This is a genomic window from Treponema saccharophilum DSM 2985 (assembly GCF_000255555.1).
GTDB classification, from domain to species: domain Bacteria; phylum Spirochaetota; class Spirochaetia; order Treponematales; family Treponemataceae; genus Treponema_D; species Treponema_D saccharophilum.
The window spans coordinates 16,982-43,182 of record NZ_AGRW01000040.1 but is presented as its reverse complement, the minus strand read 5'-3'; the positions used below and the strand labels follow the sequence as shown (position 1 = coordinate 43,182).

Annotated in this window: 18 protein-coding genes; 11 read left to right on the top strand and 7 right to left on the bottom strand. The window is 56.8% G+C overall.

From position 1 onward, the window contains the following. Nucleotides 1-7: 7 nt before the first annotated feature. Both TRESADRAFT_RS04265 and TRESADRAFT_RS04260 read right to left on the bottom strand, forming a co-directional pair. Nucleotides 8-1,501 carry a sugar ABC transporter ATP-binding protein gene (locus TRESADRAFT_RS04265; RefSeq protein ID WP_002703193.1) on the bottom strand — a complete coding sequence of 498 codons (1,494 nt, stop codon included), beginning with the start codon at nucleotides 1,499-1,501 and terminating at the stop codon, nucleotides 8-10. Nucleotides 1,502-1,586: 85 nt separating this feature from the next. Further along, nucleotides 1,587-2,792 (bottom strand): substrate-binding domain-containing protein, encoded by a 1,206-nt coding sequence (locus tag TRESADRAFT_RS04260; RefSeq protein WP_002703191.1) that lies wholly within the window; start codon nucleotides 2,790-2,792, stop codon nucleotides 1,587-1,589. 228 nt (nucleotides 2,793-3,020) lie between these two features. On the opposite strand from TRESADRAFT_RS04260, the gene TRESADRAFT_RS04255 reads away from it, so the two are divergent. The 10 genes from TRESADRAFT_RS04255 to TRESADRAFT_RS04210 all read left to right on the top strand — a co-directional run bounded on the left by TRESADRAFT_RS04255 (nucleotide 3,021) and on the right by TRESADRAFT_RS04210 (nucleotide 13,872). Continuing rightward, a complete protein-coding gene (locus TRESADRAFT_RS04255) occupies nucleotides 3,021-3,560 on the top strand; it encodes a glutathione peroxidase (RefSeq protein WP_002703190.1) in 540 nt (179 codons plus the stop codon). A gap of 84 nt (nucleotides 3,561-3,644) precedes the next feature. Further along, entirely contained in the window at nucleotides 3,645-4,544 is a 900-nt protein-coding gene (locus TRESADRAFT_RS04250; protein WP_002703188.1) for an NAD(P)/FAD-dependent oxidoreductase, read from the top strand. 156 nt (nucleotides 4,545-4,700) lie between these two features. After that, the gene (locus TRESADRAFT_RS04245) at nucleotides 4,701-5,822 is read left to right on the top strand and encodes a cation diffusion facilitator family transporter (RefSeq protein WP_002703186.1); all 1,122 of its coding nucleotides are present in this window, start codon (nucleotides 4,701-4,703) and stop codon (nucleotides 5,820-5,822) included. Nucleotides 5,823-5,910: 88 nt separating this feature from the next. Beyond that, the gene (locus TRESADRAFT_RS04240) at nucleotides 5,911-6,366 is read left to right on the top strand and encodes a MarR family winged helix-turn-helix transcriptional regulator (protein ID WP_002703185.1); all 456 of its coding nucleotides are present in this window, start codon (nucleotides 5,911-5,913) and stop codon (nucleotides 6,364-6,366) included. A gap of 154 nt (nucleotides 6,367-6,520) precedes the next feature. Beyond that, nucleotides 6,521-7,534: a LacI family DNA-binding transcriptional regulator gene (locus TRESADRAFT_RS04235; RefSeq protein WP_002703182.1), complete on the top strand. Its 1,014-nt coding sequence runs from the start codon at nucleotides 6,521-6,523 to the stop codon at nucleotides 7,532-7,534. A gap of 54 nt (nucleotides 7,535-7,588) precedes the next feature. After that, complete coding sequence (locus tag TRESADRAFT_RS04230) at nucleotides 7,589-8,881, top strand: ABC transporter substrate-binding protein (protein WP_002703180.1); 1,293 nt, start codon at nucleotides 7,589-7,591, stop codon at nucleotides 8,879-8,881. Between the two features lie 129 nt (nucleotides 8,882-9,010). Beyond that, nucleotides 9,011-10,102: a carbohydrate ABC transporter permease gene (locus TRESADRAFT_RS04225; protein WP_002703178.1), complete on the top strand. Its 1,092-nt coding sequence runs from the start codon at nucleotides 9,011-9,013 to the stop codon at nucleotides 10,100-10,102. Further along, a complete protein-coding gene (locus tag TRESADRAFT_RS04220; RefSeq protein ID WP_002703176.1) occupies nucleotides 10,099-10,998 on the top strand; it encodes a carbohydrate ABC transporter permease in 900 nt (299 codons plus the stop codon). Before TRESADRAFT_RS04225 ends, TRESADRAFT_RS04220 begins: the two co-directional genes overlap by 4 nt. A 3-nt stretch (nucleotides 10,999-11,001) precedes the next feature. Continuing rightward, entirely contained in the window at nucleotides 11,002-12,819 is a 1,818-nt protein-coding gene (locus tag TRESADRAFT_RS04215) for an alpha-amylase family protein (RefSeq protein WP_002703171.1), read from the top strand. A 69-nt stretch (nucleotides 12,820-12,888) separates the two neighbouring features. After that, nucleotides 12,889-13,872 carry a carbohydrate kinase family protein gene (locus TRESADRAFT_RS04210; protein WP_002703169.1) on the top strand — a complete coding sequence of 328 codons (984 nt, stop codon included), beginning with the start codon at nucleotides 12,889-12,891 and terminating at the stop codon, nucleotides 13,870-13,872. Nucleotides 13,873-14,101: 229 nt separating this feature from the next. Here the strand turns inward: TRESADRAFT_RS04210 and TRESADRAFT_RS04205 are convergent, their stop codons facing one another. The 5 genes from TRESADRAFT_RS04205 to TRESADRAFT_RS04185 all read right to left on the bottom strand — a co-directional run bounded on the left by TRESADRAFT_RS04205 (nucleotide 14,102) and on the right by TRESADRAFT_RS04185 (nucleotide 23,554). Further along, entirely contained in the window at nucleotides 14,102-15,127 is a 1,026-nt protein-coding gene (locus TRESADRAFT_RS04205) for a TRAP transporter substrate-binding protein (protein ID WP_002703168.1), read from the bottom strand. 122 nt (nucleotides 15,128-15,249) lie between these two features. Beyond that, on the bottom strand, nucleotides 15,250-16,875 hold the full coding sequence (locus tag TRESADRAFT_RS04200; RefSeq protein WP_002703166.1) for an InlB B-repeat-containing protein: 1,626 nt from the start codon (nucleotides 16,873-16,875) through the stop codon (nucleotides 15,250-15,252). A gap of 14 nt (nucleotides 16,876-16,889) precedes the next feature. Beyond that, complete coding sequence (locus TRESADRAFT_RS04195; protein ID WP_002703164.1) at nucleotides 16,890-18,401, bottom strand: hypothetical protein; 1,512 nt, start codon at nucleotides 18,399-18,401, stop codon at nucleotides 16,890-16,892. Further along, the gene (locus TRESADRAFT_RS04190) at nucleotides 18,391-21,177 is read right to left on the bottom strand and encodes a FecR family protein (RefSeq protein ID WP_002703162.1); all 2,787 of its coding nucleotides are present in this window, start codon (nucleotides 21,175-21,177) and stop codon (nucleotides 18,391-18,393) included. The genes TRESADRAFT_RS04195 and TRESADRAFT_RS04190 overlap by 11 nt, the downstream gene beginning before the upstream one ends. Then, complete coding sequence (locus TRESADRAFT_RS04185) at nucleotides 21,140-23,554, bottom strand: adenylate/guanylate cyclase domain-containing protein (protein WP_002703160.1); 2,415 nt, start codon at nucleotides 23,552-23,554, stop codon at nucleotides 21,140-21,142. The genes TRESADRAFT_RS04190 and TRESADRAFT_RS04185 overlap by 38 nt, the downstream gene beginning before the upstream one ends. A gap of 618 nt (nucleotides 23,555-24,172) precedes the next feature. Here TRESADRAFT_RS04185 and TRESADRAFT_RS04175 point away from each other — a divergent pair. Next, nucleotides 24,173-25,948 carry a bifunctional metallophosphatase/5'-nucleotidase gene (locus tag TRESADRAFT_RS04175; protein WP_002703159.1) on the top strand — a complete coding sequence of 592 codons (1,776 nt, stop codon included), beginning with the start codon at nucleotides 24,173-24,175 and terminating at the stop codon, nucleotides 25,946-25,948. Nucleotides 25,949-26,201: the final 253 nt, after the last annotated feature.

Genomic DNA, 26,201 nt, shown 5'->3' with positions numbered 1-26,201 from the left:
TCCTTTTTCACAGATATTTCGCAGAAAGCTTGAGAAGCGCTTCCTGGTCGGTCGTCGCCGTGTCCACGATTCCGGCGAGCCTGTGGTTTGACATAACGGCGATTCGGTTCGTGATTCCGAGAATTTCAGGCATCTCGCTTGATACGACGATTATCGTCTTGCCTTCCTTCGCCATACGGATGATGAGTTGGTATATTTCATACTTCGCGCCGACATCGATACCGCGTGTCGGTTCGTCGAGGAGGAAAACCTCCGGCGAGCGCTCCATCCATTTTCCGATGATGACTTTCTGCTGGTTTCCGCCCGAAAGCGATGTAATCAGCTCCTCCGACGAAACGCATTTCGTGTGCATCTGCTTTATCTCGCGCTCCGCGGCCTCCGCCATCTTCCGCTCGGAAAGGATTCCAGCAGTCTTGTAGCTGTCGAGATTCGTTATGACGGTGTTGAATTTTATCGTGTCCTTGCCGAACATTCCGTTGAGCTTGCGCTCCTCCGTGACGAGCGCGAATCCATGCTCCATGGCGTCGCGGCTGTTCGAGAAGCGGAGCTTCTTGCCGGCATAGGAAATCGTTCCCGTTGAGATTGTGCGCACCCCGAAAAGGGATTCAAGCAATTCGCTGCGTCCAGCTCCTACAAGCCCGTACAATCCGAAAATCTCGCCCTTCCTTACCTTGAACGATATGTTCTCCAAAATGGGGGCGTATTTTGTTGATAGGTTATTGATTTCAAGACAGTAATCGCCCGGTTTGTTGTCGACGTCCGGGAAACGCTTGTCGAGGGAGCGTCCGACCATGGCGGTTATGAGCTCGCCCATCTCGGTTTCCGACGACTGTTTCTGCATAATCATCTTTCCGTCGCGCAGGACGGCAATCTGGTCGCAGACCTGAAAAATCTCGTCCATCTTGTGCGATATGTAGACGAACGAAACGCCTTTCTTTTTGAGCTCGCGGACAATCGAGAACAATTTCTGAACCTCGTTCTCCGTAAGGGAGCTTGTCGGCTCGTCGAGAACGATTATCTTCGCGTCATAGGAGACGGCCTTCGCGATTTCGACCATCTGGCGCTGCGAGACGCTCATCGTCCTCATTATCGTGCGCGGGTTTACGTTCATGTTCAGCGAGTCGAAAAGCTTGATGCTGTCCTTGAGCATCTTCGCCTCGTCGATGACGCCGAATTTCTTGGGGTATCTTCCGAGAAAAAGGTTGTCGGCGACGGAGCGGTCGAGACACTGGTTCAGCTCCTGGTGAACCATCGCGACGCCGCTTTCCAGCGCTTCCTTCGGGTTCTTGAATGAAACCTGTTTGCCACAAAGCAGAAACTGTCCCTCGTCCTTCGCGTAAATTCCGAAAAGGCATTTCATCATCGTGGATTTTCCGGCTCCGTTCTCGCCCATCAAGCCGAGCACCGAGCCTTCCGGAACCTCAAGGTTGATTCCGTCTAGGACTTTGTTCTTGCCGAATGATTTCGACAGGTTTTTAATCTGTAGAACTAATTCGCTCATATTTCTTCCTGTTGGTGAATTTTGCCAAAAAAAGACCACGCCCGTATTTCTCGGGCATGGTCTCCCGTTTCCTTATTGGCGGAAACTAGTACTTGAGCTTGTCCGTGTAGTCGCGTCCTGAGTTCGTCTTGACCATGTTGATTGCGAACGCATCGTAGTTTCCGAAGTTCGTGAACTTGTCAAGGCAGCTAGACTCGTTCTGACCGTCACCCTGAACGACCGTCAGCTTAAGTCCGAGGAGCGGCGCATAGTAGTTGAGAGCAGGAAGGTATGAAGATGAGAGGAAGTTGTCCGCAGAGTTGTAAATTGTGAGGAGAACTTTCTTCTCGGGGGCGTTGCTCTGGCGAATCTGCTCGTCGCGCATACCAGCCTTGTAGAGCTGCCAGTTGTCCTTGTTGACGCCCGTGTTCTGGGCGAGGAGCGCCTTTGTCGAGGGAATGTAGTCGACGGCAGCGGAAATCTTGTTTCCGTACTTGTCGTTCTTCGTGATTCCGCTCGTGACGACATCGTCTCCTGTGAGACCGTCAAGAAGGTTCCTCAAAACCTGGAGCGTAGCCGTAGCCTGCGCGTCGACGTTCTGGGAAACGGTTCCAGTGAGCTTACCAGCACCGATTGCCTCGATAGCGTCGGCATTCGCATCGTATCCGAAAATCGGAACGCCGGCAGGGAAGTTTGAAGCCTGAAGGCATCCCATGGCCATTCCGTCGTTGTTTGAGATTACGAGGTCGATTGCATCGCCGAACTTTGTCGCCCAACCGCCCATAGCCTCGGTAGCGGCGTTCGCGTTCCATGTAGAACCGTCGGTTCCGGTCATCGCTTTTCCTTCAAGCTCGACGACCTTCATCTCAGTTCCGCCGACGTTGACTTTTCCTTCCTGAATTTTTACCGGGTCAGGAGAGCCTGCCCATGTTCCGAGCGCGCGCCTGATTCCTTCCGTTCTCGCCTTCGAGTCGTTGTGTCCGACATCGCCGATGCAGAGAACGTAGCCGATTGTTCCGTCGCCGTTGCGGTCAACGACAGCCGGATCGGATTTCGCGAGGAAGTCCGCGATGAGTTTTCCCTGGACAGCACCGCCGCCGGCCGCATCGAAACCGACATAATATGTATTGTCGTTCCAGTTCATTGAAGCCATGTCGATTGCGCCTGTCTGCGGGTCTGAAGGCTGCCTGTTGAAGAATACCAACGGTTTGTCCTTGTTGAGGACCTTCGGTGCTGAATTCTTCTCGTTGCACCCTGTGAGAGCTCCAGCCGCCACAGCAACGGCAATCAATGAGCCTGCCAACTTTTTCATAAAAAAACCTCCTTTATTTATGAAAAGACGTTCATTAAGAACTAAATCCGGTTTTTCGGACAAGGGACAGTGTAAAACAGAAAACCAAAAAGTCAACGATTTTTTTCTATAAATTAGTCTTTAGAGAAATGTCGCTTTTTTTTATTTTTTTTCGATATTTTTTTATTGACAAAATTATGTTGTATCAAATATAATCAAGTCAAATATAAATCAAGACGGAGGCAAGATATGGCAATCTACGATTACACAGTCAAGAACAGGGCGGGGGACGATGTTCCGATGGCGAATTTCAAGGGGAAGGTTCTCCTTATCGTGAACACCGCCACGGGATGCGGCTTCACCCCGCAGTACAAGGGGCTTGAGGAGCTTTGGCAGAAGTATCATGAGCGCGGGCTTGAGATTCTCGATTTCCCCTGCGACCAGTTCGGTCATCAGGCTCCGGGCGACGATGACGAGATTCACGAATTCTGCCAGATGAGATACAAGACGAGCTTCGACAATTTCAAGAAAATCGAGGTGAACGGCAAGAACGAGATTCCGCTCTACACGTTCCTCAAGTCCCAGAAAGGGTTCGCCGGTTTCACCGGCATAAAGGGCGCGCTGATGAGCGCCGTCGTCGGGAAAATCGACCCGGATTACAAGAACAACGCGAACATAAAATGGAACTTCACGAAATTCCTCGTCGACCGCGACGGAAATGTCGTCGAGCGCTTCGAATCGACCGTGGAGCCGTCAAAAATCGACGAGAAAATCGGCGCTTTGCTGTAGAATGGGAAAGGACGCGGCAGCATGCCTGCCTTGCCGGTATGCTGCCGCCGCGATTTCGTTCCTGATAAAGAGAGGAGATTTTTTATGTACGATGCGATAATCATAGGGGCTGGTCCTGCGGGAATCTCGGCGGCTTTGTATGCGAAGCGTGCCAATCTCAGCGTCCTCGTCCTCTATCACGGCGAATCCCAGCTCGGGAAGGCGCACAAAATAGACAACTACTACGGTTTCGTCGACGGGATAACCGGCGCGGAGCTGTATGCCGCGGGAATCGAGCAGGCGAAGAAGCTCGGAATCGAGGTCGTCGAATCCGAAGTCACCGGCATTCAGTTCGAGACGGAGCAGTCCTATTCGGTCGAGACACCCGGGAAGGCTTTTTCCGGAAAATCCGTCGTGATAGCGACCGGGAACAAGAAGCTGCGCCCCGCCGTAAAGGGAATAAAGGAATTTGAGGGGAAAGGTATAAGCTATTGCGCCGTTTGCGACGGTTTCTTCTACAGGGGAAAACGCGTCGTCGTCGTCGGGGACAAGCTTTATGCGTTCCAGGAGGCGTCGCATCTTGCGCCCATCGCGTCGTCTGTCGTCGTTCTGACGGACGGGAAGGACACGGCGGAGATTTCCGCGCTTGTCGATGGTGCTGGGCCCGCGCTCGCAGGAAAAATCACCGTTGACGGAAGAAAGATTGCCGAGATAACGGGCGGGTCGAGCGTCGGCTCGGTCGTTTTTGCTGACGGCGGCTCGATTCCTGCCGACGGCGTTTTTGTCGCGCTCGGCTCGGCGGGCGGCGCTGATTTCGCGAAGAAGCTGGGGCTTGCGCTTGACGGGGACTCGATAAAGGTCGACCAGAAGATGGCGACGTCGGCGCGCGGAATCTTCTCGTGCGGCAACGTGAACGGCGGGCTTCTTCAGGTATGCAAGGCGGTCTACGAAGGCGGCGTCGCGGGACTTTCCGCGGTGGAATACGTGCGCTCGCTCTCAAAATAGAAGTGTCGGCTGCAAATTTTTATGCGATGCTGCGAAAAGTATGCTGAAACGAAAATCGGCCATTGAGCAGGCTTCGACCGCGCTCTGTCAACGTATTGGCATACTTTTTGTACCATCGCGGATTTAGGGAATGTCGGTTCGCTTCGGGAGGTTTTCATGCCGAAAAACGGGAAAAGGGAAAGCACTATTGTCCGGACAAGCATCGTCGGAATACTCGTGAACGTGGCTCTTGCCGCGGTCAAGGCTGCTGTCGGGCTTATGTCGAATTCCATCGCGGTCGTGCTCGACTCGCTGAACAATGTCAGCGACGCGCTGTCGTCCGTCATAACGATTGTCGGGACGAAGCTCGCGCTCAAGCCTGCGACGAAAAAGCATCCGTTCGGGCACGGGCGCACCGAGTACTTGTCCGCGCTCATAATCGCGGTCATCGTCCTGTATGCTGGCATGACGTCCGCGGTTGAGTCGGTGAAAAAGATAATCAATCCTACGGAACCGTCCTACAGTGCCGCCGGAATCTCGTTCATCGCGGTCGCCGTTGCCGTGAAAATCGCGCTCGGGCTTTACTTCAAGTCGGTGGGAAAATCCGTCCGGTCGAATTCGCTCGTCGCGTCGGGGCAGGACGCGCTTATGGACTCGGTCGTCTCGGCGTCTACGGTGGCGGCGGCTCTCGTGTTCAAATGCACGGGCTTCCGGCTTGAGGCGTGGCTTGCCCTCGTGATTTCCGCGCTGATAATCAAAAGCGGGTTGGCGCTTGTCGCGGAGACGGTCAGCCAGATTCTGGGCGAGAGAATCGACCCGGAGCTTTCGCGGGGAATCAAGGAGACGGTGTGCGGCGTCGACGGCGATATTTTGGGCGCGTACGATCTCGTGCTGAACAACTACGGCCCGGACCGCTTCCTCGGTTCCGTCCACATCGAGGTGCCTTCAGACTGGACGGCGGAGAAAATCGACATCGTGACGAGGAGAATACAGGACGAGGTTTTCAGGAAACACAGCGTCGTGCTCGGCGGCGTCGGCATTTATTCCGTCAACTCCGGGAATTCGTCTTCGTCGGCAATTCGCGCCGCGGTGGAGAAGGCCGCCGAGACATACCCGGAAATCCTCCAGACGCACGGATTTTTCGCGGACGTTCAGAACAGGCGCATCTCCTTCGACGTCGTTGTCGCGTTCGGGACGGACGGGAGGCGCGACGCATACGAGCGGTTCTGCCGGCAAATCCGGAACCTTTTCCCCGGATACGAAGTCAGCATCCACCTCGATGCCGATATGAGCGATTGACATTTGTCCGCTCTCGTGTGAATTTATTCTGAATTTTTCGCCATGCGCCTGTTGAATTCACGCGCAGCTTTTCCATATGGAGGTTTTGATGAACTGTACGGACGAGATAAAGTGTTCCGAAGATAGATTCGAGAAGCTCAAGCTGAAGAACCAGCTCTGCTTCCCGATGTATGCCGCTTCCCGGGAAATTCTCCGGAAATATACGCCGCTTCTCAAGCAGCTCGATTTGACGTACACGCAGTACATCGTGATGATGGTTCTCTGGGAGGAAAAAAGCGTGACCGTCGGCGACCTCGGAAAGAAACTTTTCCTCGATACAGGAACTCTCTCCCCGCTTCTCAAATCGATGGAGAAAAAACGCCTCCTCACGCGGGCTCGTGACCCGTCGGACGAGCGGATTGTGCGCATATGCATAACCGGGGAAGGCGAGGAGCTGCGGAACCGCGCCGTCGATGTCCCGGAAAAGATGGGCGGATGCCTGAAGCTTTCCGAGGAGGAAGCCGCGACGCTCTACAATCTCCTCTACCGTATTCTCACCCACTGATTTTCCCGCCATAAAATGCGCCCGCGTCCTGTTGTGGCGTTGTTGCGGCGGATTCGTTTTTCTGCGTGTCCGCTGCATCGAATCAAAAAAAATAAAAAAAAACGATTTTTTTTGTTGACATCGTTTTTTTTTGCCGTATACTGAAATCAGTTACATGAAAGCAGTTTCAAAAACAAGCACAATATACGACGTTGCCCGTCTTGCCGGGGTCAGCTCGGCGACTGTCTCGCGTGTTCTCAACGAGCCGAACCGCGTGGCGAAGGAGCGTCGCGAGCGCGTCCTCGATGCGATAAGGACGCTTGGTTTCGTGCCGAAGGCTGATGCAGTTGCAAAGGCGCGAAAGTCGTACAGAAAAATCGGTGTTGTCGCGCCGTTCTTCACGCAGTCGTCTTTTATGGAGCGGCTCCGCGGAATCGCGACGGTGCTCGGCTCGCAGCACTACGAGCTTGTCGTCTACTCAATCGATACGGCTGAGGATTTGGCGAGCTACGTCTCGATGCTGGTGAACACGCGGCGCGTTGACGGGCTGATTTTCCTCTGCGTCCGTCCGGGCGAGGAGGTAATCGGTATGCTCCGCGAGGCGGATTTTCCGGTCTGCTTCGTCGAGACGGAGCTCGATGGATTCGATTGCGTCGCTGTCCAGAACCTCAAGGGCGGGCAGCGCGCGGCGGAATTCTTGTTCCAGAAGGGATGCAGGCGCCCCGGTTTCGTGGGGGAATCGACGCGCGTGTCCTATGCGGTCGGCGCGACGGAGGAGCGTTTCCGCGGGTTCGAATTCTTCTTCGCGAACCAGGGAATCGTGATTCCCGAGAGCCGAATCTGGATTGGGGAATTCTCGGATTCGCAGCTCGACAGCGGAATTGCGTCGTACCTTTCTCAGGGCGACCTTCCCGACGGCGTGTTCTGCTCGAGCGATGTCGTCGCGGCACGGTTCATCAGGTTCGCGCGGGCTAGGGGAATCAGGATTCCGGAGGACGTGATGGTCGTCGGGTTCGACAACATCGAGATTGCCGACTATCTGGGGCTGACTTCCGTGAGCCAGAGCCTTGAGGAATCCGGCGCGATTGCGGCGAGGCTCGTCCTCAACAGAATCTCGGAGAAGGATTCCCCGTGCGTCGTCGTTCAGGTTCCGATAGGGATAATCGCGCGGGAGTCTACGGGGAAGTAATCCCGCGCGGTTCGGGGAAAATTGCAAAAAGTCCACTTTTCAAAAGGAGGCTATATGAAAAGGGTTGTTAAGATTGGTGCGGCTGTCGCCGCTGTGGCTGTTCTCTCGCTTTCGAGCGGATGCAAGAAGAAGGATGCCGTCGTGCAGAAACCGGCTGATGACGGAACAATCCGCATCGAGGGCGCGTTCCGCGGCGAGGACGAGGCGAGATTCCATGAAATCGTGAAGATTTTCAACGAGAAGACCGGATATCACGTGACGTATGAGGGAAGCCCGGACTTTGAGGTGCAGATACAGGTCGAGACGCAGGCGAACACGCCGCCTGATATCGCGGTTCTTCCGCAGCCGGGCACGATGAAGCGGTTCGCCGACGCCGGATATATCAGGCCGATGAGCGCGGACGTCGTTTCGGCAATCGACTCGAGCTACGCGCCCGTATGGAAGGAGCTCGGCTCGCACAACGGCAAGGTCTACGGCATATTCCACCGCGTCAACGCGAAGAGCTTCGTCTGGTACAACAAGAAGGAATGGGAAAAGCGCGGGTACTCGGTTCCGAAAACGTGGGACGAGCTCCGTGCGCTTGAGGAGCAGATGGTCGCGGACGGCGTTATTCCGTGGTCAGTCGGGTTCGAGTCGGGAGCCGCGACGGGATGGCCGGGAACGGACTGGCTTGAGGACATGGTTCTACGCACTGCGGGCCCGGAAATCTACGACAAATGGGTCAACCACGAAATCGCGTTCGACGACCCGGCGATTGTCAACGCGCTTTCGTATTGCGGCGAGATTTTCCTCAACGACAAATACGTGTACGGCGGTGCTGCGAGCATCGTCACGATGAACTACGGCGACAGCGTGAAGCCGCTTTTCGAGAATCCGCCCCGCGCGATGATGAACAGGCAGGGGAATTTCATCACGGCGTTCATGCAGCAGGAAGTTCAGGCGAACCTTGAGGAGAACGTCGGCGTGTTCGCGCTTCCCGGCGTCGACCCGAGATGGGGAACGCCCGTCCTCGGCGGCGGCGACCAGTTCGTTGCGTTCACGGACAAGCCCGGCGTCGACGAATTCATGAAATTCCTGACGACGTGGGAGGCGTGCGCGCCGTGGGCACGGAGCGGCGGCGCTCTTTTCCCGCACAAGAACCAGAACTTCGACGATTACGGGAATTCGCTTGAGCGCGACATCGCGAAAGTTCTTGTCGGCGCGACGGTCTTCCGCTTCGACGCGTCTGATTTGATGCCGACCGAGGTTGGTTCCGGCTCGTTCTGGACGGGCATGGTCAACTACGTCAGCGGCGCCGAGACGGCGGAGTCCGCTCTCAAATTCATCGAGGAATCGTGGGCGCGCTGATGCGCATGTCATAACCGCGCTGCCTGGGTGGGGCGCGCGGTCAGGCGGCAGTTCCCTAAAAGCGTCAAATGCTCTTCTCCCGAAAGGGAAAGTGCCGCCTGTTTCGGGCATCACAATTTGGAGACACATATGAATGAATCGAGAAAACTCGGAAAGCGCTTTTCGTCCGCGGAGCTTTTGAGAACTGCCCTTGTCGTGGCGGCGACAGTCGCCGTCGTGGGGCTCGGGTTCTCAATCCTCAGGACGAACGCGCTCCCGCAGCTCGCAACCACGCTCGTCGCGATTGTATGGGGCGTGTCGTCCGTAATCCTGATATTCTATTCGCTGAACCTTCTGGCGCAGATTTTCCCGTCGAAGGTATACAACAAGATTGTTCCGTACATATTCATCGGGCCTGCCGTGCTCATAATGGGATGGTATCTTTTCCTCCCGACGCTCCGCTCCCTTCTGCTGAGCTTCATGGACAAAACGTCGACGCGCTTCGTCTGGTTCGAGAACTACCGGTATTTGTTCTCCGACCGCTCGATGCTCGTCTCCATCAGGAACACGCTCATCTGGCTCGTCTGCGGAACGGGATTCAGCGTCCTCATCGGTCTTACGGCCGCAATTCTTGCCGAGAGAAGCTTCGTGAACAAGCTTTCAAAGACGCTGATTTTCCTTCCGATGTCGATTTCCCTCGTCGGCGCAGGCGTCATATTCAAATTCATGTACGCGGCGAAATTCGGCGGCGCGGAGCAGATTGGACTTCTGAACGCGATTGGCGTCTCGCTCGGGATTGAGCCGCAGAACTGGCTCGGGAAGGCTCCGTGGAACAATTTCTTCCTCATCGCGATTTTCGTCTGGCTTCAGACGGGGTTCGCGCTCGTCGTCCTTTCGGCGGCGCTCAACGCAGTTCCCGAGGAGATGATTGAGGCGGCTCGGATTGACGGCGCGGGCGAATTCCGCATACTCATGCAGATTGTCATCCCCAACATCAAGGCGTCGATTATCAGCGTCAGCACGACGATACTTCTTGCCGCGCTCAAATGCTTCGACATCGTCTACTCGATGACGAACGGCATGTTCGGGACGGAGGTTCTCGCGAGCCAGCAGTACAAGCAGATGTTCACGTTCCAGAATTACGGGCGCGGCTCGGCGATAGCGATTCTCATACTCGTCGGCGTGAGCCCGGTCATCTATTACAACCTCAAGGAATTCCGCAACAAGGAGGCGTTCAAATGAACCAGACAAAAGGCACGTTCGGAAAGTACGTCATAACGTTCATACTGATATTCTTCTGCATACTCTGGACGCTTCCGACGGTGGGTATATTCGTCACGTCGTTCAGGACGGCGGACGCGGCAAGCTCGACCGGATGGTGGAAGGCGTTCTCCGACCTGGGGAATTTCACGCTCGACAACTACAACCAGGTTCTCTTCGGGCAGCGGTACAGCGTCGGAAGCGCGTCGGGAACACAGACCGTGCGCGGCGCGACGATGCTCAGCGCGTTCCTCTCGTCGATTACCGTCACGCTTCCGTCCGTCATCATCCCGATTCTCATCGCGTCGGCGGCGGCATACGGCTTTGCGTGGCTCAGTTTCAAGGGCAGGAACGTCCTTTTCGCGACGATAATAATGCTCCTCGTCGTTCCGCTCCAGATTTCGCTCATCCCGATTCTGCGCGACTACAACAAGGTCGGTCTGAACGGGACGTATCTGGGAATATGGCTCGCGCACTGCGGCTTCGGTCTTCCGCTGGCGACGTACATGATGTACAACTACATCTCAAGCCTCCCGCGCTCCATCCTTGAGTCGGCGTTCATCGAGGGCGCGAGCCACTTCACGACGTTCGTCAGGCTGATTCTTCCGCTTTCGGCTCCGGCAATCGCGTCCTTCGCAATATTCCAGTTCATCTGGGTCTGGAACGACATGCTCGTCTCGCTCGTCTTCCTTTCCGGCGCGGGGCAGAAGCTTCAGGTCGTCACGGTGCGGCTGATGAACATGGCGGGAACGCGCGGGACTGACTGGCACCTGCTCACGGCGGGCGCGTTCGTGTCGATGATTCTGCCGCTCGGGGTGTTCCTCGGCCTCCAGAAATTCTTTGTCCGCGGTCTTCTCGCGGGTTCGGTGAAGGGTTGAGAGATGTATCAGGAACTTCTTGAAAAGAATATGCCGTCCCTCGTCTCCCGGCTTTACGAGCTTTACGGCGGGCGGTGGGATTTCTACAAAATTGTCTCGCGCCTCGAGAGCATGATGAGGAAGGCGTCGGCGGAACGAAACGCGGGCGGCTATCTTTCAAGGCTCGACGCGGAGGCTATAGCGTCGGCGGACGATAATCCGTGGTATCTGAGCGGAAAGACGGTCGGCATAATGCTCTACGTCGACCTGTTCGCGGGAAACTTGAGAAATCTCGCGGGAAAAATCCCGTATCTGAAGGAGCTCGGCGTGAACTACGTCCACCTGATGCCGCTGTTCGACTGCCCGAAAGGCGAGAACGACGGCGGATACGCGATAAGCTCGTACAGGAAAGTCCAGCCGCGGCTCGGGACGATTGGCGACCTGAAATTCGTCGCGGACGAATTCCACAAGAACGGGATTCGACTCGTCCTCGATTTCGTGTTCAACCACACGAGCGACGAGCACGTCTGGGCGAAGAAGGCGCGGGCGGGCGACCCGAAATTCAGGGATTTCTACTACATCTACAAGGACAAATCCGAGGTGGACAGCTGGAACGCGACGCTCCGCGAGATTTTCCCGACCGTGCGCCGCGGCTCCTTCACGTATATCGAGAAGAACGACGAGTGGGTCTGGACGACGTTCAACTCGTTCCAGTGGGATTTGAACTACTCGAATCCCGAAGTGTTCCTTGCGATGTGCGAGGAGATGCTTTTCATCGCGAACCTCGGCGTTGACGTTCTTCGGCTCGACGCGCTCGCGTTCGTCTGGAAGGAGAAGGGAACCGTCTGCGAGAGCCTTCCGAAGGCGCATACGCTCATCCAGGCGTTCCAGTACGTGGCGCGGATTGCGTGCCCGTCGCTCCAGTTCAAGAGCGAGGCAATCGTGCATCCGGACGAGGTGATAAAGTACATAAACCCGTCCGAGTGCCATTTGAGCTACAACCCGCTGCAGATGGCGCTGTTCTGGTCGACGGTCGCGACGCGGAACACGGAGCTTCTTGCGCTGTCGCTTAAAAGGCGCTGGGAAATTCCGTCGTCGTGCGCGTGGGTGAACTACATCAGGTGCCACGACGATATTGGCTGGACGTTCAGCGACGAGGATGCGCGGGAAGTCGGCATCGACGGGTTCGCGCACCGGCAGTTCCTCAACAAATTCTTCACCGGACGGTTTCCGGGAAGTTTCGCTTGCGGGGAGCCGTTCCAGCTCAATCCGACGACGGGAGACTGCCGCATCTGCGGGACGATGGCGAGCCTTTCCGGTCTCGAGCAGGCGGAGAAGTCGGGAAATCCGGAGCTTCGCAGGATGGCGGTGGCGCGGATGAAGATGATGTACGCCGTGCAGATGGCGCTTCCGGGAATTCCCCTCCTGTATGCGGGGGACGAGCGCGCGGTGATGAACGACTATTCCTACCGCGACGAAAAATCGAAGCGGGACGACTCTCGCTGGGTGCACCGGACGGCGGCCGACTGGAGCGGGAATTTCCTGCACGAATCGCAGGAAGAGGTCTTCGAATTCCTGAAAAAAGTCGTCGGAATCAGGAAGGACGAGCCGCTTTTTGCGGGAAACGACATCGCGTTCTACGACGTTCAGGACAGCCGCGTGTTCGCGTTCCGGCGCGGGACTGTCCACGTAATCGCGAATTTCAGCGACAGCGCGGCGTCGTTCAGAAGCGGCGCGTGGTCCCGCTGCAGCACCGACCTCATCACGGGAAAAACGTACAGCAACTACGACGCTGTTCCGCTTGCACCCTACGAGGTTCTCTACCTGAAGGAGCAGCTTTGACGGTTCCTGTTCCCGCAAAATGGAACGCGGGAACAGGGCTATTTCATCAGTTCGGGAGGTTTTTGTTTTATGGAAAAATATGATGTCGTCGCGCTCGGCGAGATTCTCATCGACTTTACGTTCGCGGGAAAGAACGCGGGCGGAAAGAACGTCTACGAGGAGAATCCGGGCGGCGCGCCCGCAAACTGTGCGGGCGCTGTGGCGAAGCTTGGCGGACGGAGCGCGTTCATCGGCATGACGGGGTTCGACTCGTTCGGCGACGACGTGCGGAAGGCGCTTTCGGAAATCGGGGTCGAGACGAAAGGAATGCGGAGTACTGGCAAGCAGCACACGACGCTCGCGTTCGTGAGCCTCGACGAGGGCGGGGAGCGCCATTTCAGCTTCTGCAGGAATCCGGGCGCGGACACCCAGCTCTCTCCGGACGACCTCGACAGGGAAATGCTTTCCCATGCGCGAATCCTTCACGTCGGCTCGCTTTCCCTTACCGACGAGCCTGCGAAATCCGCGACGCTTGAGGCCGTCTCCCTCGTAAAGAAAGCCGGCGGCATAATCTCCTACGACCCGAATTACCGCGCGTCGCTCTGGCACGGAAGGTCTGATGCCGTTCCGCTTATGAAAAGCCTTGTCCCGTTCGCCGACATCGTGAAGGTCAGCGACGAGGAGCTTTCGCTTCTCTACGGGAATGAGATTGGCGTTGATGACGGGGCGGAGGCGATTCTCTCGGAAGGGGCGCGGCTCGTCCTCGTGACGCTCGGGGCAAAAGGTGTGCATTACGCGGCGCGGACGGATGGCGGGGCTGTCATTTCCGGGACGCTCGGGGTGCCGTCTGTTACCGTCGTCGATACGACGGGCGCTGGCGACAGCTTTACGGGAGGTCTCCTTTTCAGGCTGACGAGGAGGGAGCAGCCGCTTTCGTTCACGAAGGATGAGCTTGAATCTGACCTTGCGTTCGCGAATGCAGTCGCGTCGATATGCGTGACGCGCCGCGGCGCCCTTCCCGCGCTTCCCACGTTCGGCGAGGCTGAGTCGTTCGTGCGCGTGAGGATGGGATGACAAAACCGGCGCTTGGAGCGATATACGTCGCCATGCTGAATATAGCGGTGTCTGGAAAAATCGGTTGATTGGATTAGACCTGTTCGGAAACCGCAGTTTCAGAGCAGGCCTGTTTTGTCATGCTGAGCGGGATTCCGAAACGAGTTGCGGAATGGCTGAAGTGTTGCCCGGAATGACGATGAAAGTCTTGCGTCTGCCGGAATGCCGGGCAGGGCGATTCGATTTGCGGCTATTTCGTCCCGCGCACCATCCGCAAAAGGCGCTCCGTTCCGGTGCGTTCGGCAAAATCGTCCTGAATCGGAACCGCTATCGCCGTGAATTTTCCTATGTCGACCTCGTTCCGCTCCGTTATCGTCGCGCCGTCCTCCGTGACCTGCCACTTTGAAATCGACTCCATCTCGAACGCGCGCTCGCGCTCAAGCTCCGTGGCGTACTGTGCCGCCTCGTCTATCCACGCTTTCTGCTGCGCGCTCAGCGAGTCGTAGAGCGCGCCGTCCATCAGAAGGAACCGCGTCGTGAAGTCGTGGTTCGTCTCGCTGATGAACGTGCCGTTCTTCATTTTGTGGTGGCCGTTCAGCAGTATGTTCGTGTAGTCGTTCTCCGCCGCGTCGATAAGTTCCTTTTCGAGCGACTTTTCCATCTCCGACCACGGGATGACGGAAGGCTCGGCGCCGCATTCTTTCCAGAACTGCATCTGCGGCGTTGACGGCTGCGTCCGTATCCTGAGCCCCGCGAGGTCTTCCGGAGCGCGGACAGCTTTCTTCCCGTAATAGTTCCTCACGGATGCCGACCAGTATCCGAGAATGCGGAAATGGTTTCCGCTCCGTTCCCTCACAATCTCGGAAAGCTCCTTGCCGAACTGCCCGTCGACGTTCTTTTTCCAGTGGTCGGCGCTTTCGAACAGATAAGGGAGCGAGAGCATGTCGACTTCGGGGATGCCGAGCGACGCCATGAAGCCGGGCGAGACGACGACGATGGACGCGGCGCCCATCTGCATTTTTTTCACAAGCTCGTCCTCGTCCTCTGCGAGCGTTCCGTTCATGCATTCGACTGAAATCGTCCCGCCGGAAATCTCCCCGATTTTTTCTTTGAACGCATGGCTTCCGTATGAATAGGGGTTCAGGACGGATTTCTGGTTGTGCGCGAAAATGAGCGGGAGCTGGCGCGGCGCGGCGTCTTTCCTGCAGCCTGCGAGCCAGAGCAATGAGACGACGGCAATGGTCAGTGCGCGTGCGACTGCTGCTATTTTTTTCATAAAAAACTCCTTTTGCGTCTGCCGTCCATTGCGCGCCTGATTCTTTCCGGAAGAAAGCGCGCTTTTCGGCATTTCGCGGAAAATACCCCTGTCCGGAAACTGGATTTCCCGGGCAGGTTCAATCAGTTCACGACGAACGAGAATGAGCTGACTGTTACCGGCAGCTCTGGCGGCTCGACGTCATCTTCCATTATCAGCGTCAGCGTCCTTCGCACCCCGTCATCGTAATCGTCGTATAAGAGCGTTATCGAGCTGCCGCTTCCGATTATCGAGCCGCCGCTGATTTTCCACGAGTAAGACGAATGCGCCTCGGTCGAGGTGAACGTGACGCCTGTCGCCGAGTACGTTACGGAGATTTTCTCCTGGTCGGGCTGCATGGAGAACTGGATTCTTCGGCTCCAGACGGCGTAGAGCACGTTCGTCGTGTCCGCGGCGTACGTGAATTCGTCCCAGTTCGCTTCGGTTATCTCGTCTCTGTCCTGGAACTGCGCTGATTGCGCAGACGGCGCGAGGCTCCAGCCCATGAAGTTGAATCCCGTGTTCGAGAATCCGTTCTGCGGAAGCGTGAACGGAAGCGAGTCGAACGGAATCGTCTGGTCCGCCATCGTTCCGCTTCCGCCGTCCGCATTGAACGAGAGCCGCAGCGTCTGCATCGTCCATTGCGCGTATACGGTCGTGTCTTCGGAAAGCGAAATCGACTCGCCGTCCGCGTATGATGTCCCGCTTCCGTCCGCCTGCGTGTTCCAGCCGGCAAAACTGTATCCCGTCTTCGAGAACGTGCACCCGCCGAGCGGCTGTTCCGTCCCGAACGTGAATTCCTGCTGCTCGCTCGTCGATGTCCCGTCGTTGCTTTCCATCGTCAGGATGTACGTGTTCGGTTGCCACTGCGCGACGAGCGTGATGTCCTCGTTCGGCCAGTTCTCCTCGGTGAGCGTCTCCCCGTCGGAGTATGAGAGCGCCGTCCCGTCCGCTTTCGTCGCGCTCCAGAAGGAGAACGTGTGCCCGGTTTTCGTGAGCGGATTCGCGGGAAGCTGCGTTCCGACGGTGATGTCCTGCAGCGGGGGGAGCGTGCCTCCGCCGCCGTTCGCGTCGAACGAGATGGTGATTTTCGTCTTGTGCCATATCGCGTAGAGGGTTATCGTCGCGCCGTCGCTCTCCGCCATGTTGAGCACGGACGCGCCGTCGTCGAACGATGTCCCGCTTCCGTCGGCGACGGTGTTCCACGATTTGAATCCGTATCCGTTCCGCGTGAAGGCGTTTCCCGCAAGAGGTGATTCCGTGTCGTATTCGAGCGACTGCCGTTCCATCTCGCCGCTTCCGCCGTTCGCGTCGAAAACGACGAAATACGTTATCGGCGACCAGTTCGAGACGTAGAACCGCTCCGGTTTCGGCGTCACCGTGACGGAGCTGACCGTCCCGTCTTCGAGAAGCGCGATTGTGTCGGGAACCTGCGCCTCGTCCCCCGCGAATTTCCAGCCGTCAATCTTGTATCCCGCGCGCATGTTCTCGAACGGGCAGTCCGCCGTCGACGGAAGCTCCGCCGATGAGAGCGTCGTCCCGATTCTGTACGATATGTCCTTTCTCTGCGCCTCCCCGGAAGATTCCGGATTGACGTCGAAAAACGAATAGGACGACGACAAATCCTCTTCGATTGATTCGGAAAGCCCGCCGCATCCCGCGAGGAATGCAGAGGCAGACGAGATGAGGACGGCAAGCGCCGTCATGAAAAGCGGTTTTCTCGCGTTCATTTCCGTGTCCTCCTTTAAATCCTCAGCCCCAGCCTGATGTACGGCAGAATGAATCCCGTCGGCATCGAGCTGATTGCCGCGTGCGTGAAGTCGAGCCCCGCCTCGACGGCAAGGTGCGTCATCGGAATCCAGAAAAGCGACACGCCCGCGCAGAAAGATGCGTCGAGAAACGTTTCCGAGGCGGGTTGCCCGACACCCTCGTCGTGGCTCGTGTACTCGATTTCCTTTCCCGTCATTAAAAGCCCGAATCCCGCCTTCGCGGACACGTACCCGTTCTTGAAAACATTCATCTGCGCTAGCGCCTTCGCGTCGATTTCGGTGAATGCGAGGCGCGCGGTGAGGAACCGCTCTTCCTTTTCGAACGCGCTTCTCCACGCGCCTGCCTCCGCTCCGAACCTGAAATTGCCCGCCTTTATCGGGATGTACGACACCCGCGCGTCGAACGAAAGCGCGCCGTTTCCCGCCGTTTCCGAAACTGTCCCGTCGTATGATGCCGCCGCAAAGCCGAGACCTGCGAGGACGGTGATTTCCTTCGGCTTGTAGGGGTGCTCCTCCTTGTATTTGCGCTTCGCTTCTTTCTCGAGCCGCTTGCGCTCCTCTTTTTCCGCCTTCTCGCGCTCGAGCCTCTCCTTTTCCTGGCGCTTCAGCTCCGCCTTCTCCGCTTTCTCGTTTTCTTTTCTCTCCCGCTCAAGCCGCTCGCGCTCGTCCCTGTCTGCCTTCTCCTTGTCGAACCGTTCGTTCTTGAGGCGCTCCCGTTCGAGCGAGAGACGTTCTTTTTCCGTTTTTGTGGAATCGGCCGCCGCAAGAAGCTCCTTCTGGAGGCGCTCGTTCTCCGCCCGCTCCTTCTCGAACATGTCCTTGAGCCGGGCGATTTCCTCTTCCTTTTCCTTCTCCGCCCGCTCCTTCCTGAGCCGCTCTTCTTCTTCGGCTTTCTTTTTTGCGTCGTCCTCTGCTTTGCTCGAAACGCGTATGCTTTCCGGCGTCTCGACGCTTTCCCCGCCCGGATTCGTCACGCGGATTTTCCATTCGCCTGGCGGAAGCTCGTCGAACTGTGCGCGGACGCCCCGTATGACTAGGTTTCCCCTGATTGTCTCGTTCGTCGCGGGGTTTATCATCTCGACGACGCTGTTTTCCTCGACGTCGGAAACCTCAATCGGAATCTCGACGGAGCCGTCCGCCGCCGCGACCGAATCGTTTGCCGCGACGATTTCCGGTTTGACCCTTCTCTCCACGACGAACGATGTCCAGCTGGAAACGTCGGCTTTTCGCCCGAGAAAATCGTAGACGGTCACGCGGTATCTGTACGAGCCGACGGGAAGGGACAGCGCGAGATACGGCTCTGTCGTCTCCGTTTCGATTGGCTCGAACAATGCGTCGGAATCGGAGCGGAGCTCGACCTCGTATTTGAGCGCGTTCTCGTCGCCGACCCATTCGATTTTCTGCGGCGTGTTTTTTTTCTGGGCGTGCGGCTGCGCCAGAGCCAGTGCGGCAAGAAGCGCGGCCGGGAGCAGTTTTTTATTCACCATACATTTTCCCCGGAGTTTTTGTCTCCACCTGCTTCGGAAGGTCGAATTTTATTGTGAATTCAGCCTCAAGCGCCTTGCTTTTTCGTTCCACAAACCCGTCTGACGCGACTTGCCGCGCCGTGACGGAATATTCGAACGAGCCGACGTCGAAAAGCGACAGGTCGCTTATCTCGATTCTCGTCGAGCTGAGCGTCCTGCTCAGAATGGTCTTTCCCGATTTCCGCCTGAGCGTGAATGTGTACGATGTCGCGCCGCTGACTGCCTTCCACCTGAATTCGATGCGCCTGTTCTCCCTGAAATACGCGCCGTCGAAAACAGTGCCGTTTTTCGGCGTGACAGCCACCGGCGTCGGAAGGTCTGGCACCGGAAGTACCGTGAAGACAGAGCTTTTTGATTCGAGCGCGATGCCGGAAGCCGTTTTTCCGGTGACTTTCCATTCGTATGTCCCCGATTTCATGCGCTTGAGCGAGAGCGATTTCTTTGACGTGCGGATTGTCTCCACCTTCTCGCTGTCCCCGCCGCCCGTTTTCCTGTCGAGCGTGAACGTGAACGTTTTTGACGAGTCGCGCCCCGTCTCCCAGCGGAATTCCGTCGGTTTCCTGAGCGCGGCAAGCCCGCCGATTTTCTCGCCCTGCGCCGGCGAGAGCGCGGAGATTTCGTCGGGACGCCTGGCGGAGAACGATACAGCCGAGAAACTGCTGCGCCGTGCCTGCGCCGATTCAGACGATTTCGAGTTCGCCCGTATTTCCGCGGTGAAAATTCCCTCTGGAAGGTTGACATCGGCGCGCATCGTGCCCGAGCCGTCCTCCTTTATCTCGAATTCGCGCTTTATTCCCGCGCCGGACAGTTTTACGGAATACGAGTCCGCGCCTTTTACGGGCTTCCATTCGATTGCCACCGCCCGGTCTTTTTCGACGACAAGCTCGCTTCCGTCTTGTGGAATCAGAATCGCCGGGGCCGAAAGCAAACCCATGACGCTGAACGAGCGCGGCTTCGTGATTTCCTTTCCGTCCGCGGAAAAAATTCCCCACGTGTACGAGCCTTTCGCGAGCGAGAAATCGTCCGGCAGGTTTTTTCCCGCGCCGCATTCGCCGGATTTGTTTCCGGCGGCGTCCGAGATGCGCATCACCGCGCCGTTTTTGATGTCCTCCGCGGATGACTTCCACAGGAAATCGTTCGCGGATACGTTTTCGAACGAGTAGCCGTCGGCGGGGGAGAGGAGCTTCGTTTTTTCCGGGACGAATTTCCGTATCGTGAACGAGCGCGGCTCCGATTCCGGCTTTGAATCGCTCACTGACGGGTCGCCTGAATGGCGCACGACTTTCCACCAGTACGTTCCGTCCTCGTCTGCGCTGAACTCGGCTCGCTTCGATTTTGTCGTCGCCGCGAATCGCGCGTCCGAGAAATTGCGTTTTCTCGCGACGATGACGTTGTATTCCGCGTCCTTTATGTCCGATTTCCAGATGAGCGGGACGGTCCTGCTTTCCTTCCACGCGATTTCCGCGCCGTCTGCGGGGGATGAAAGTTCGGGCGGCCGTGTTTCGCTTTCTTTTTCGATGCGGAACGAGCGGATTTCGCTTGCGCCCGCGAATCCCGTTCCGTTTGCCGGATAATACGGCTCGACGTTCCAGTAGTACGTTCCCTCCCCGAGCGATGAGACCGAGGCGAACGCGTCGTTGTGCTCGCTGCTGTGGACGATTTCCGAAAGGTCGGGCGATGTCGATATGACGAGCCGGTAATGCGCCGCGAGACGGTTCCCCTGCCATCTGAAATCGACGCGGGGCGGCTGTGTCCGCTCCGGAAATGCGCATCCGTCTGTCGGAGAGAAAAGCTCTGCGGGCGCGATTCTCTCGGAAACAATCCGCCCCGCCGAATAGTCCGGGGTTTCGCTTCCGTCGTCGGAAAAGACGCGCCAGTACGTTGCCCCCGGCCCGACCTCGACCGAAACGTGCCTGCCGTCGCCGCTTCGGACAACCCGCTCGTAATCCACCGTCCTGAAATCGCGCGACGGAGATGTCTGGATTACGACGTCATGCTCGGCGCCGAACGCATTCCATGAAAAATCGACGATGCTTTGCGTTCCGTCAAACAAAAGCAGCGTCATCTCCTTGGGCGGCGAGATGACGGTGAGCGCTTTTCTGCTGATTGAAGGGCTTCCGTCCTTGTCCGTTATCGAAGCCGACTGCCCCGACGAGAGCACCGCCATTTTTTCGCCCGATTTCACGCGGACGTTTCCTTCGATGACTTCGATTCCCGGTTTCATGTTCTCGCCGCTGCTCACGGAAACCTGCGTTCCGCCGTCAACCTCGACGACGGAGCCGTCGGAGAATTTCACGGAAACGGGCTTGGAGCCTTCGGGGGAATCGACCTGGATGCTTCCGTTCGAGACTATGATTTGCGCGCCGCCTTCCTCGCTGTAGGTGATTTGTATCATCGAATTTCCGCGCATCTCGAGTTTCGTTCCCTCGTCGTCGTCGAGCGATATCATCGCCTGCGCTCCTGACGACGTCCTGATGGTGTCCTCGTCGTAAAGCGCCGAATTCTGCGGAATCCGCTCCCAGACGACCCTGTCGTTGAATTTGCGCTGGACAATCCGCTGCTTCGACTGAAGGTGTGCGACGACAATCTTGTCGTTCCGCGTCGTCGCCGAATTCAAATCCTTCCAGAAAAGAAAGCCGAAGAAGGCGGATGAGAGAAGACCGAACAGTATTACCGCAAAATCGCGGGCGCGGAGGGCATCACTGTGCCGACGGCTGAATCTTGTTCTCTTCCGCATCGAGGTTCACCTTCTCAAATTCCGGCTCTGGAATTCCGAGCAGCACCCGCAGCTCATGCAGGTTTTTCGGCCCGTCCTTCCCGACAACGTTCATGCAGTCCGCGTCCGCCTCGAACGACGGGTCCCCGCGCCTGAAAAAATCCGTGACGTCGAAATTCGGCATGTTGACGACGCCGTAGAAATGCTGCTTTCCCTTTCCTTTGACTTCGAATTCGACGGGAATCTGCTCGACGATTATCTCGTCCTTCTTGCATTCGTCCGCAATCTCGAATCCGTTCGCCTCGCTCCTGATGTAGTCGCCGAGGAGCGCGAGCGTGTCCTCCGTGATGAGGATGTCCGTCCCGCACGGCTTGTTCGACGCCTCCGTCCTGCTCGCGAGGTTCACGGCGTCCCCGATGGAGGTGAATTCCATTTTGTCGAACGACCCCATGAAGCCGACCGTCACGCGCCCCGAGTTCAGGCCCGCGCCGATGCGTATTTCGGGCTTGTACTGCGCGAGCGGCTCGTTCTTGTGCGCCTCCGTGAATAGCCGCGCGTCCTTGTTGTATTTCCTGAGCGAGTAGCGCATCGCGATGCAGCTCGTTATCGCGCTGAGGGCATCCTCCCGGACGTGCATTTTGTGCATTTCCCTGTTCATCAGCGCGGTGACGGAGATTTTCCCGCGCGGAAGCCCGCTTTCGATGTCGTCGGCCTCGTTGCGGAGGACTCCCCAGCACGCCATTATCGCGTCGCCCTCGAATTTGTCCACGACGCCGCCCGTGTTCTTTATGCACGTCACCATGCGCCCCATGTAATCGTTGAGGAATCCGATTATCTCCGCCGCGCTCTTCTCCCCGAACCGTTTCTTGAACCCGTCCGATATCGCCGTGAACCCGCGGATGTCGGAGAAGAATATCGTGACGTCCTTGAGGTGCGGCTCGAAGTCTATCTGCTTCGTTATAACGGCGCTCGTCACGCCCTTGTTCGTAAGCCGCGAGAACAAGTCGAGGATTTCCCGCTCGTTCTTCGTGCTTTTTACGAGGACCCCGATTTCGTCCTTGCCGTTCGTCTTCAGGGAGTTGAAAAGCTCCGTGTTGAAATTGCCCCGGTTTATCTCGTTGACGACGGCGGTGAGCGCCTTGAGCGGCACGCTGAGGGAGCGCGAGAAAAAATAGATAATCGTTATCGCAATCGACAGGACGCCGAGCATTATGTAGAAATTGCGCCGCGTCGTTCCGTTTATCCCCTCAAGGACGACGGACATCTTCACCGTCGTTATCACGCCGCCGTTCCCGAACGACATCCGCTTGAACGCCGCGATGTATTCCTCGCCGTTTTCGTCGCGGAACGTCATCTGCCCGTTGTTCATCAGGCTTTCCGACATTTTCCTGACGACGGGATTCCCCGAAATCTCCTCGCCGCGCCGCGCCATGTCAGCGTCTCCGTGGACGAGAATCTCGCCTGCCGAATTCACGAAGCACGACTGGTTTATGTGCCCGTTCGAGAACGTCTCGGTGATTTCCTCCGCGCTCGTCAGGATGCACGTTACGGGGTTGTCTTCCCCGGATTTGAGCCTGCACGCAATCGCAATCATCGGAACGCCGAAGAACGGAGTCGCGTTTATGAGCTCGAACGCGCCGCGCCCCGCCTTCTCCACGGAGTCGCTTTCCTGCGCGAAGAACGATTCCACCGCCGTTTTCTCTATTTCGTGCGAGATGAGGAACGTCCTGTTCGAGAAAACCTTGTTGCGCTCCGGAACGAAAACGGCGGCGAGCGATTTGTTGCGCTCGAAGAACATCGCCTCGATGCTGCCGAGCCGGTATTCGTCGCCGTCAGCGGTCGAGATGAGGTCGAGGAAAAGCTCCGCGGAGCTCGTCGCGTTGAGAATCCTGTTCTCGCAGTCCGATGCTGTCCGCTCGTTTATCGCAAAATTGTTCTCCTCGGCGCTCATGCGGACATCGTTCGTTATGAAATACGAGACGAGAAGCGTCACTCCGCCGAGCGCGACTATGACGAGAAGCGAGGTGATGAGGATGAGCTTCGCGCCAATCGGGTGCTTGACGCGGGCTGCTTTTGACTCCTCGCGTTTGCGTGCCTTCTCCTCTCTCAGCTGCGCGCGCCGCCGCTCCTTGAGCTCGCGCTTTTCCTGCTCGATGGCGCGCTTTGCCATCTCGATGTCGGATGCCGTGCCGGTGCGGCTGCTTTCTTCCATAAAAAAATCGACGGGGACGCTCATCGATGCCTGCCTCACGATGTCCGGCTCCGCCTCCTTTTTTTCGGGCGATGCGCTTTCCGTCGGCGGATTTTTGTCGCGGGATTCCTCCTCTGCGGGTTTTTGATTTAGGGAGAGTTTCCTTCTTTTCACCGACTTCGATTTCTTGTCAGAGCCTTCGTTCATTTCCCACCGTCCAGAATCATCGGAAAAGCCCGACGATAGCATTCCAGTTGTGTTATGAAAAGGATGCCGATTTTTTTGCCCTGCTCGCATGTCGGCCGGCTCGTGTTTTCCGGTACCATTCCGAGCAGCAATGCTGAATCATGTTCAGCACGGCATACCTTTTGTAACAAATCCAGAATTCCTTATTGAATTGGTTTGTTATTTTTTTCAATATAGTATCAATTGATATGCGTTTTGGAAAGTTTCTGCCGCGTCCTGTAGCCATATTTTGCGGGCGGGGGAGCCGGGGCAGGGGAATACGTTTTTGACGCTGATATACGGCTCGCGGACATCGGGAACGCCGTCGGCAAGATTTGAGCGCGCAAAAAAAGCAGCATCCGCCCGAAACGCAACGCTAGTCGGCATTAAAAAGTCCAGCCTGCAACTTTTTCCTTGCGTCCGCTGCAAGTTCACGAAGAAATTCCAAGTCATCTTCCTCCATTTTTCACCGTTTTCCCAAGCATCCGCGCCTGAATTCAGTGCAAGGCGTTGAGAATGCGGAAAGCGTGCCGCCAGGGGAATTCACCCATTTTGCGAACTCGAATATACTAGGCGGGAATTTATTTCAAGGAGTTTTTTATGAGAAAGAACGTTCTTAAGTTCGCGGTGGCGTTTCCCGCGGCGCTGGCGCTTTTCGCGTCGCAGGCGTTTGCGGAGAAAGTCTCGATTACGATGCTTGAGACGAGCGACATCCACGGCGCGATTTCGCCGTACGATTACGCGACTGACAAGGAGACGGACAACGGGCTTGCGAAAGTCGCGACCGTCGTCAAGGCCGAGCGGGCGAAAGACCCCGACCTGCTTCTGTTCGACGCGGGCGACTGCCTTCAGGACAACCTTATCCAGGAATTTCGCTTCGAGAAGAAAAACCCGATGATTAACGCGATGAACGCGCTCGGCTACGACGCGAACATCCTCGGAAACCACGAATTCAACTTCGAATTCAAGACGCTGCAGAAGGAAATCAAGCAGTTCAAGGCGCCCGTCCTCGCCGCGAACATCTACAAGAAGAATTCGAAACGCTTCGTGAAAGGCTGGACCATTTCGAACGTCAAGGGCGTCCGCGTCGGCGTCATCGGAATCACCGCGCCGCACGTCCCGATTTGGGAGGCGAGCGCGCCCGAGCACTACAACAAGATGAAATTCACATCGCCGATTGAAGAGGTGGGGACGGTCCTTTCTGAGATTGAGGGAAAGGCGGATGTCCTCGTCGTCGTGGCGCATTACGGGCTGAAGGGTGAATTCGGCGAGCACGGAATGGGCGACGTCGCGGAGAAATTCGGCGACAGGATTCCCGTTTTCTTTATCGGGCACGCGCACGACACCGTGAACCAGACCGCGTCGAACGGAGCCGTGATAATGGAGCCGGGCGCGAAGGGCGCGTATGTCGCGAAGGTCACGATGGAACTTGACAACGAAAGCGGAAAATGGGAGGTCGTGTCGAAGAAAGGCGAGCTTCTTCCCGTTTCGAAGGCGAACGTCGAGGCCGATGCCGAGATTCTCGCGCTCAACAAGGCGATCCACGAGAAGAGCCTTCAGATTGCCGGAAAGGTCGTCGGTCAAATAAAGGAAGATTTCCTCCCGTCTTTGTGGTGGAACGGCCTTGAGGGAATCCCGACAGCCGCCGTTCAGGACACCGCGATGATGGATCTCATAAACAAGGTGCAGATGGACAACGCGACGCTCGGCGGGAAAAAAGCCGACGTCTCGATGGCTGCCCTCTTCGAGTCGTACTCGAACCTTGAGAAGGGCGACTTCCACAAGCGCGACGGCGTGAAAATCTACAAATTCGACAACACGCTTTTTGCCGTGCGCGTGACGGGAAAGCAGCTCAAGGCCGTGATGGAAAAGCAGGCGGGCGATTTCTTCAACACCGCGAAGGAAGGAGACGTGACCGTGTCGTTCAACGAGGACATGCGCCTCTACCTGTACGACATGTTTGCCGGCGTCGATTACGAAATCGACATCTCGAAGCCCGCCGGAAGCAGGATTCAGAACGTCATGTTCCGGGGAAAGCCGCTTTCCGACGACGAGACGCTCATCCTCGCGCTCAACAACTACCGCTTCGGGAACCTCAAGTCGGCGGGAATGTTCGGCGACAGTCCTGAATACCGCGACACGTCGCTCGCAGTCCGCGACATGATAAGCGATTACGTCGCGTCGCACAGCCCGCTTTCGCCCGAATGCGACGGAAACTGGAAGATAACCGGATTCACGCCGGCTCCTGAGGCGGAGAAAGTCTACGGGCTCGTCCGCGAGGGAAAGATAAAGGTCCCGTCAAGCGCGAACGGAAGGACGGTGAACGTCAGGGCGCTCAACGTGAACGAGCTGAAGGCGCAGGGGCTTCTCGATTAGCGCGTTTTCAAAAGCAGCGAAAAAATCAGGAAGCGCTTTGAAAAGTATGCTTTAGAAACTATTGCCATGCGGAAACCGGCCATTGAGCTTGTCGAAATGACCGGTTTCTCTTTTTATGAATGTTTTCGGCTGCGCTCAGCTGCTCGGTTTGTTGTGGTGACGGGAACATCAATTTTATAGGCAAGTTCCTTTCGGGAAAGATTTTGAAATTCCAATTCGCAGCAGACTTTTTTCCAAAACGACATATTGAATG

Excerpts from the sequence above, each read along its gene's own strand:
- TRESADRAFT_RS04265 (WP_002703193.1), bottom strand. The coding sequence starts at position 1,501 with ATGAGCGAATTAGTTCTACAGATTAAAAACCTGTCGAAATCATTCGGC.
- TRESADRAFT_RS04260 (WP_002703191.1), bottom strand. The coding sequence starts at position 2,792 with ATGAAAAAGTTGGCAGGCTCATTGATTGCCGTTGCTGTGGCGGCTGGA.
- TRESADRAFT_RS04255 (WP_002703190.1), top strand. The coding sequence starts at position 3,021 with ATGGCAATCTACGATTACACAGTCAAGAACAGGGCGGGGGACGATGTT.
- TRESADRAFT_RS04250 (WP_002703188.1), top strand. The coding sequence starts at position 3,645 with ATGTACGATGCGATAATCATAGGGGCTGGTCCTGCGGGAATCTCGGCG.
- TRESADRAFT_RS04245 (WP_002703186.1), top strand. The coding sequence starts at position 4,701 with ATGCCGAAAAACGGGAAAAGGGAAAGCACTATTGTCCGGACAAGCATC.
- TRESADRAFT_RS04240 (WP_002703185.1), top strand. The coding sequence starts at position 5,911 with ATGAACTGTACGGACGAGATAAAGTGTTCCGAAGATAGATTCGAGAAG.
- TRESADRAFT_RS04235 (WP_002703182.1), top strand. The coding sequence starts at position 6,521 with ATGAAAGCAGTTTCAAAAACAAGCACAATATACGACGTTGCCCGTCTT.
- TRESADRAFT_RS04230 (WP_002703180.1), top strand. The coding sequence starts at position 7,589 with ATGAAAAGGGTTGTTAAGATTGGTGCGGCTGTCGCCGCTGTGGCTGTT.
- TRESADRAFT_RS04225 (WP_002703178.1), top strand. The coding sequence starts at position 9,011 with ATGAATGAATCGAGAAAACTCGGAAAGCGCTTTTCGTCCGCGGAGCTT.
- TRESADRAFT_RS04220 (WP_002703176.1), top strand. The coding sequence starts at position 10,099 with ATGAACCAGACAAAAGGCACGTTCGGAAAGTACGTCATAACGTTCATA.
- TRESADRAFT_RS04215 (WP_002703171.1), top strand. The coding sequence starts at position 11,002 with ATGTATCAGGAACTTCTTGAAAAGAATATGCCGTCCCTCGTCTCCCGG.
- TRESADRAFT_RS04210 (WP_002703169.1), top strand. The coding sequence starts at position 12,889 with ATGGAAAAATATGATGTCGTCGCGCTCGGCGAGATTCTCATCGACTTT.
- TRESADRAFT_RS04205 (WP_002703168.1), bottom strand. The coding sequence starts at position 15,127 with ATGAAAAAAATAGCAGCAGTCGCACGCGCACTGACCATTGCCGTCGTC.
- TRESADRAFT_RS04200 (WP_002703166.1), bottom strand. The coding sequence starts at position 16,875 with ATGAACGCGAGAAAACCGCTTTTCATGACGGCGCTTGCCGTCCTCATC.
- TRESADRAFT_RS04195 (WP_002703164.1), bottom strand. The coding sequence starts at position 18,401 with ATGGTGAATAAAAAACTGCTCCCGGCCGCGCTTCTTGCCGCACTGGCT.
- TRESADRAFT_RS04190 (WP_002703162.1), bottom strand. The coding sequence starts at position 21,177 with ATGCGGAAGAGAACAAGATTCAGCCGTCGGCACAGTGATGCCCTCCGC.
- TRESADRAFT_RS04185 (WP_002703160.1), bottom strand. The coding sequence starts at position 23,554 with ATGAACGAAGGCTCTGACAAGAAATCGAAGTCGGTGAAAAGAAGGAAA.
- TRESADRAFT_RS04175 (WP_002703159.1), top strand. The coding sequence starts at position 24,173 with ATGAGAAAGAACGTTCTTAAGTTCGCGGTGGCGTTTCCCGCGGCGCTG.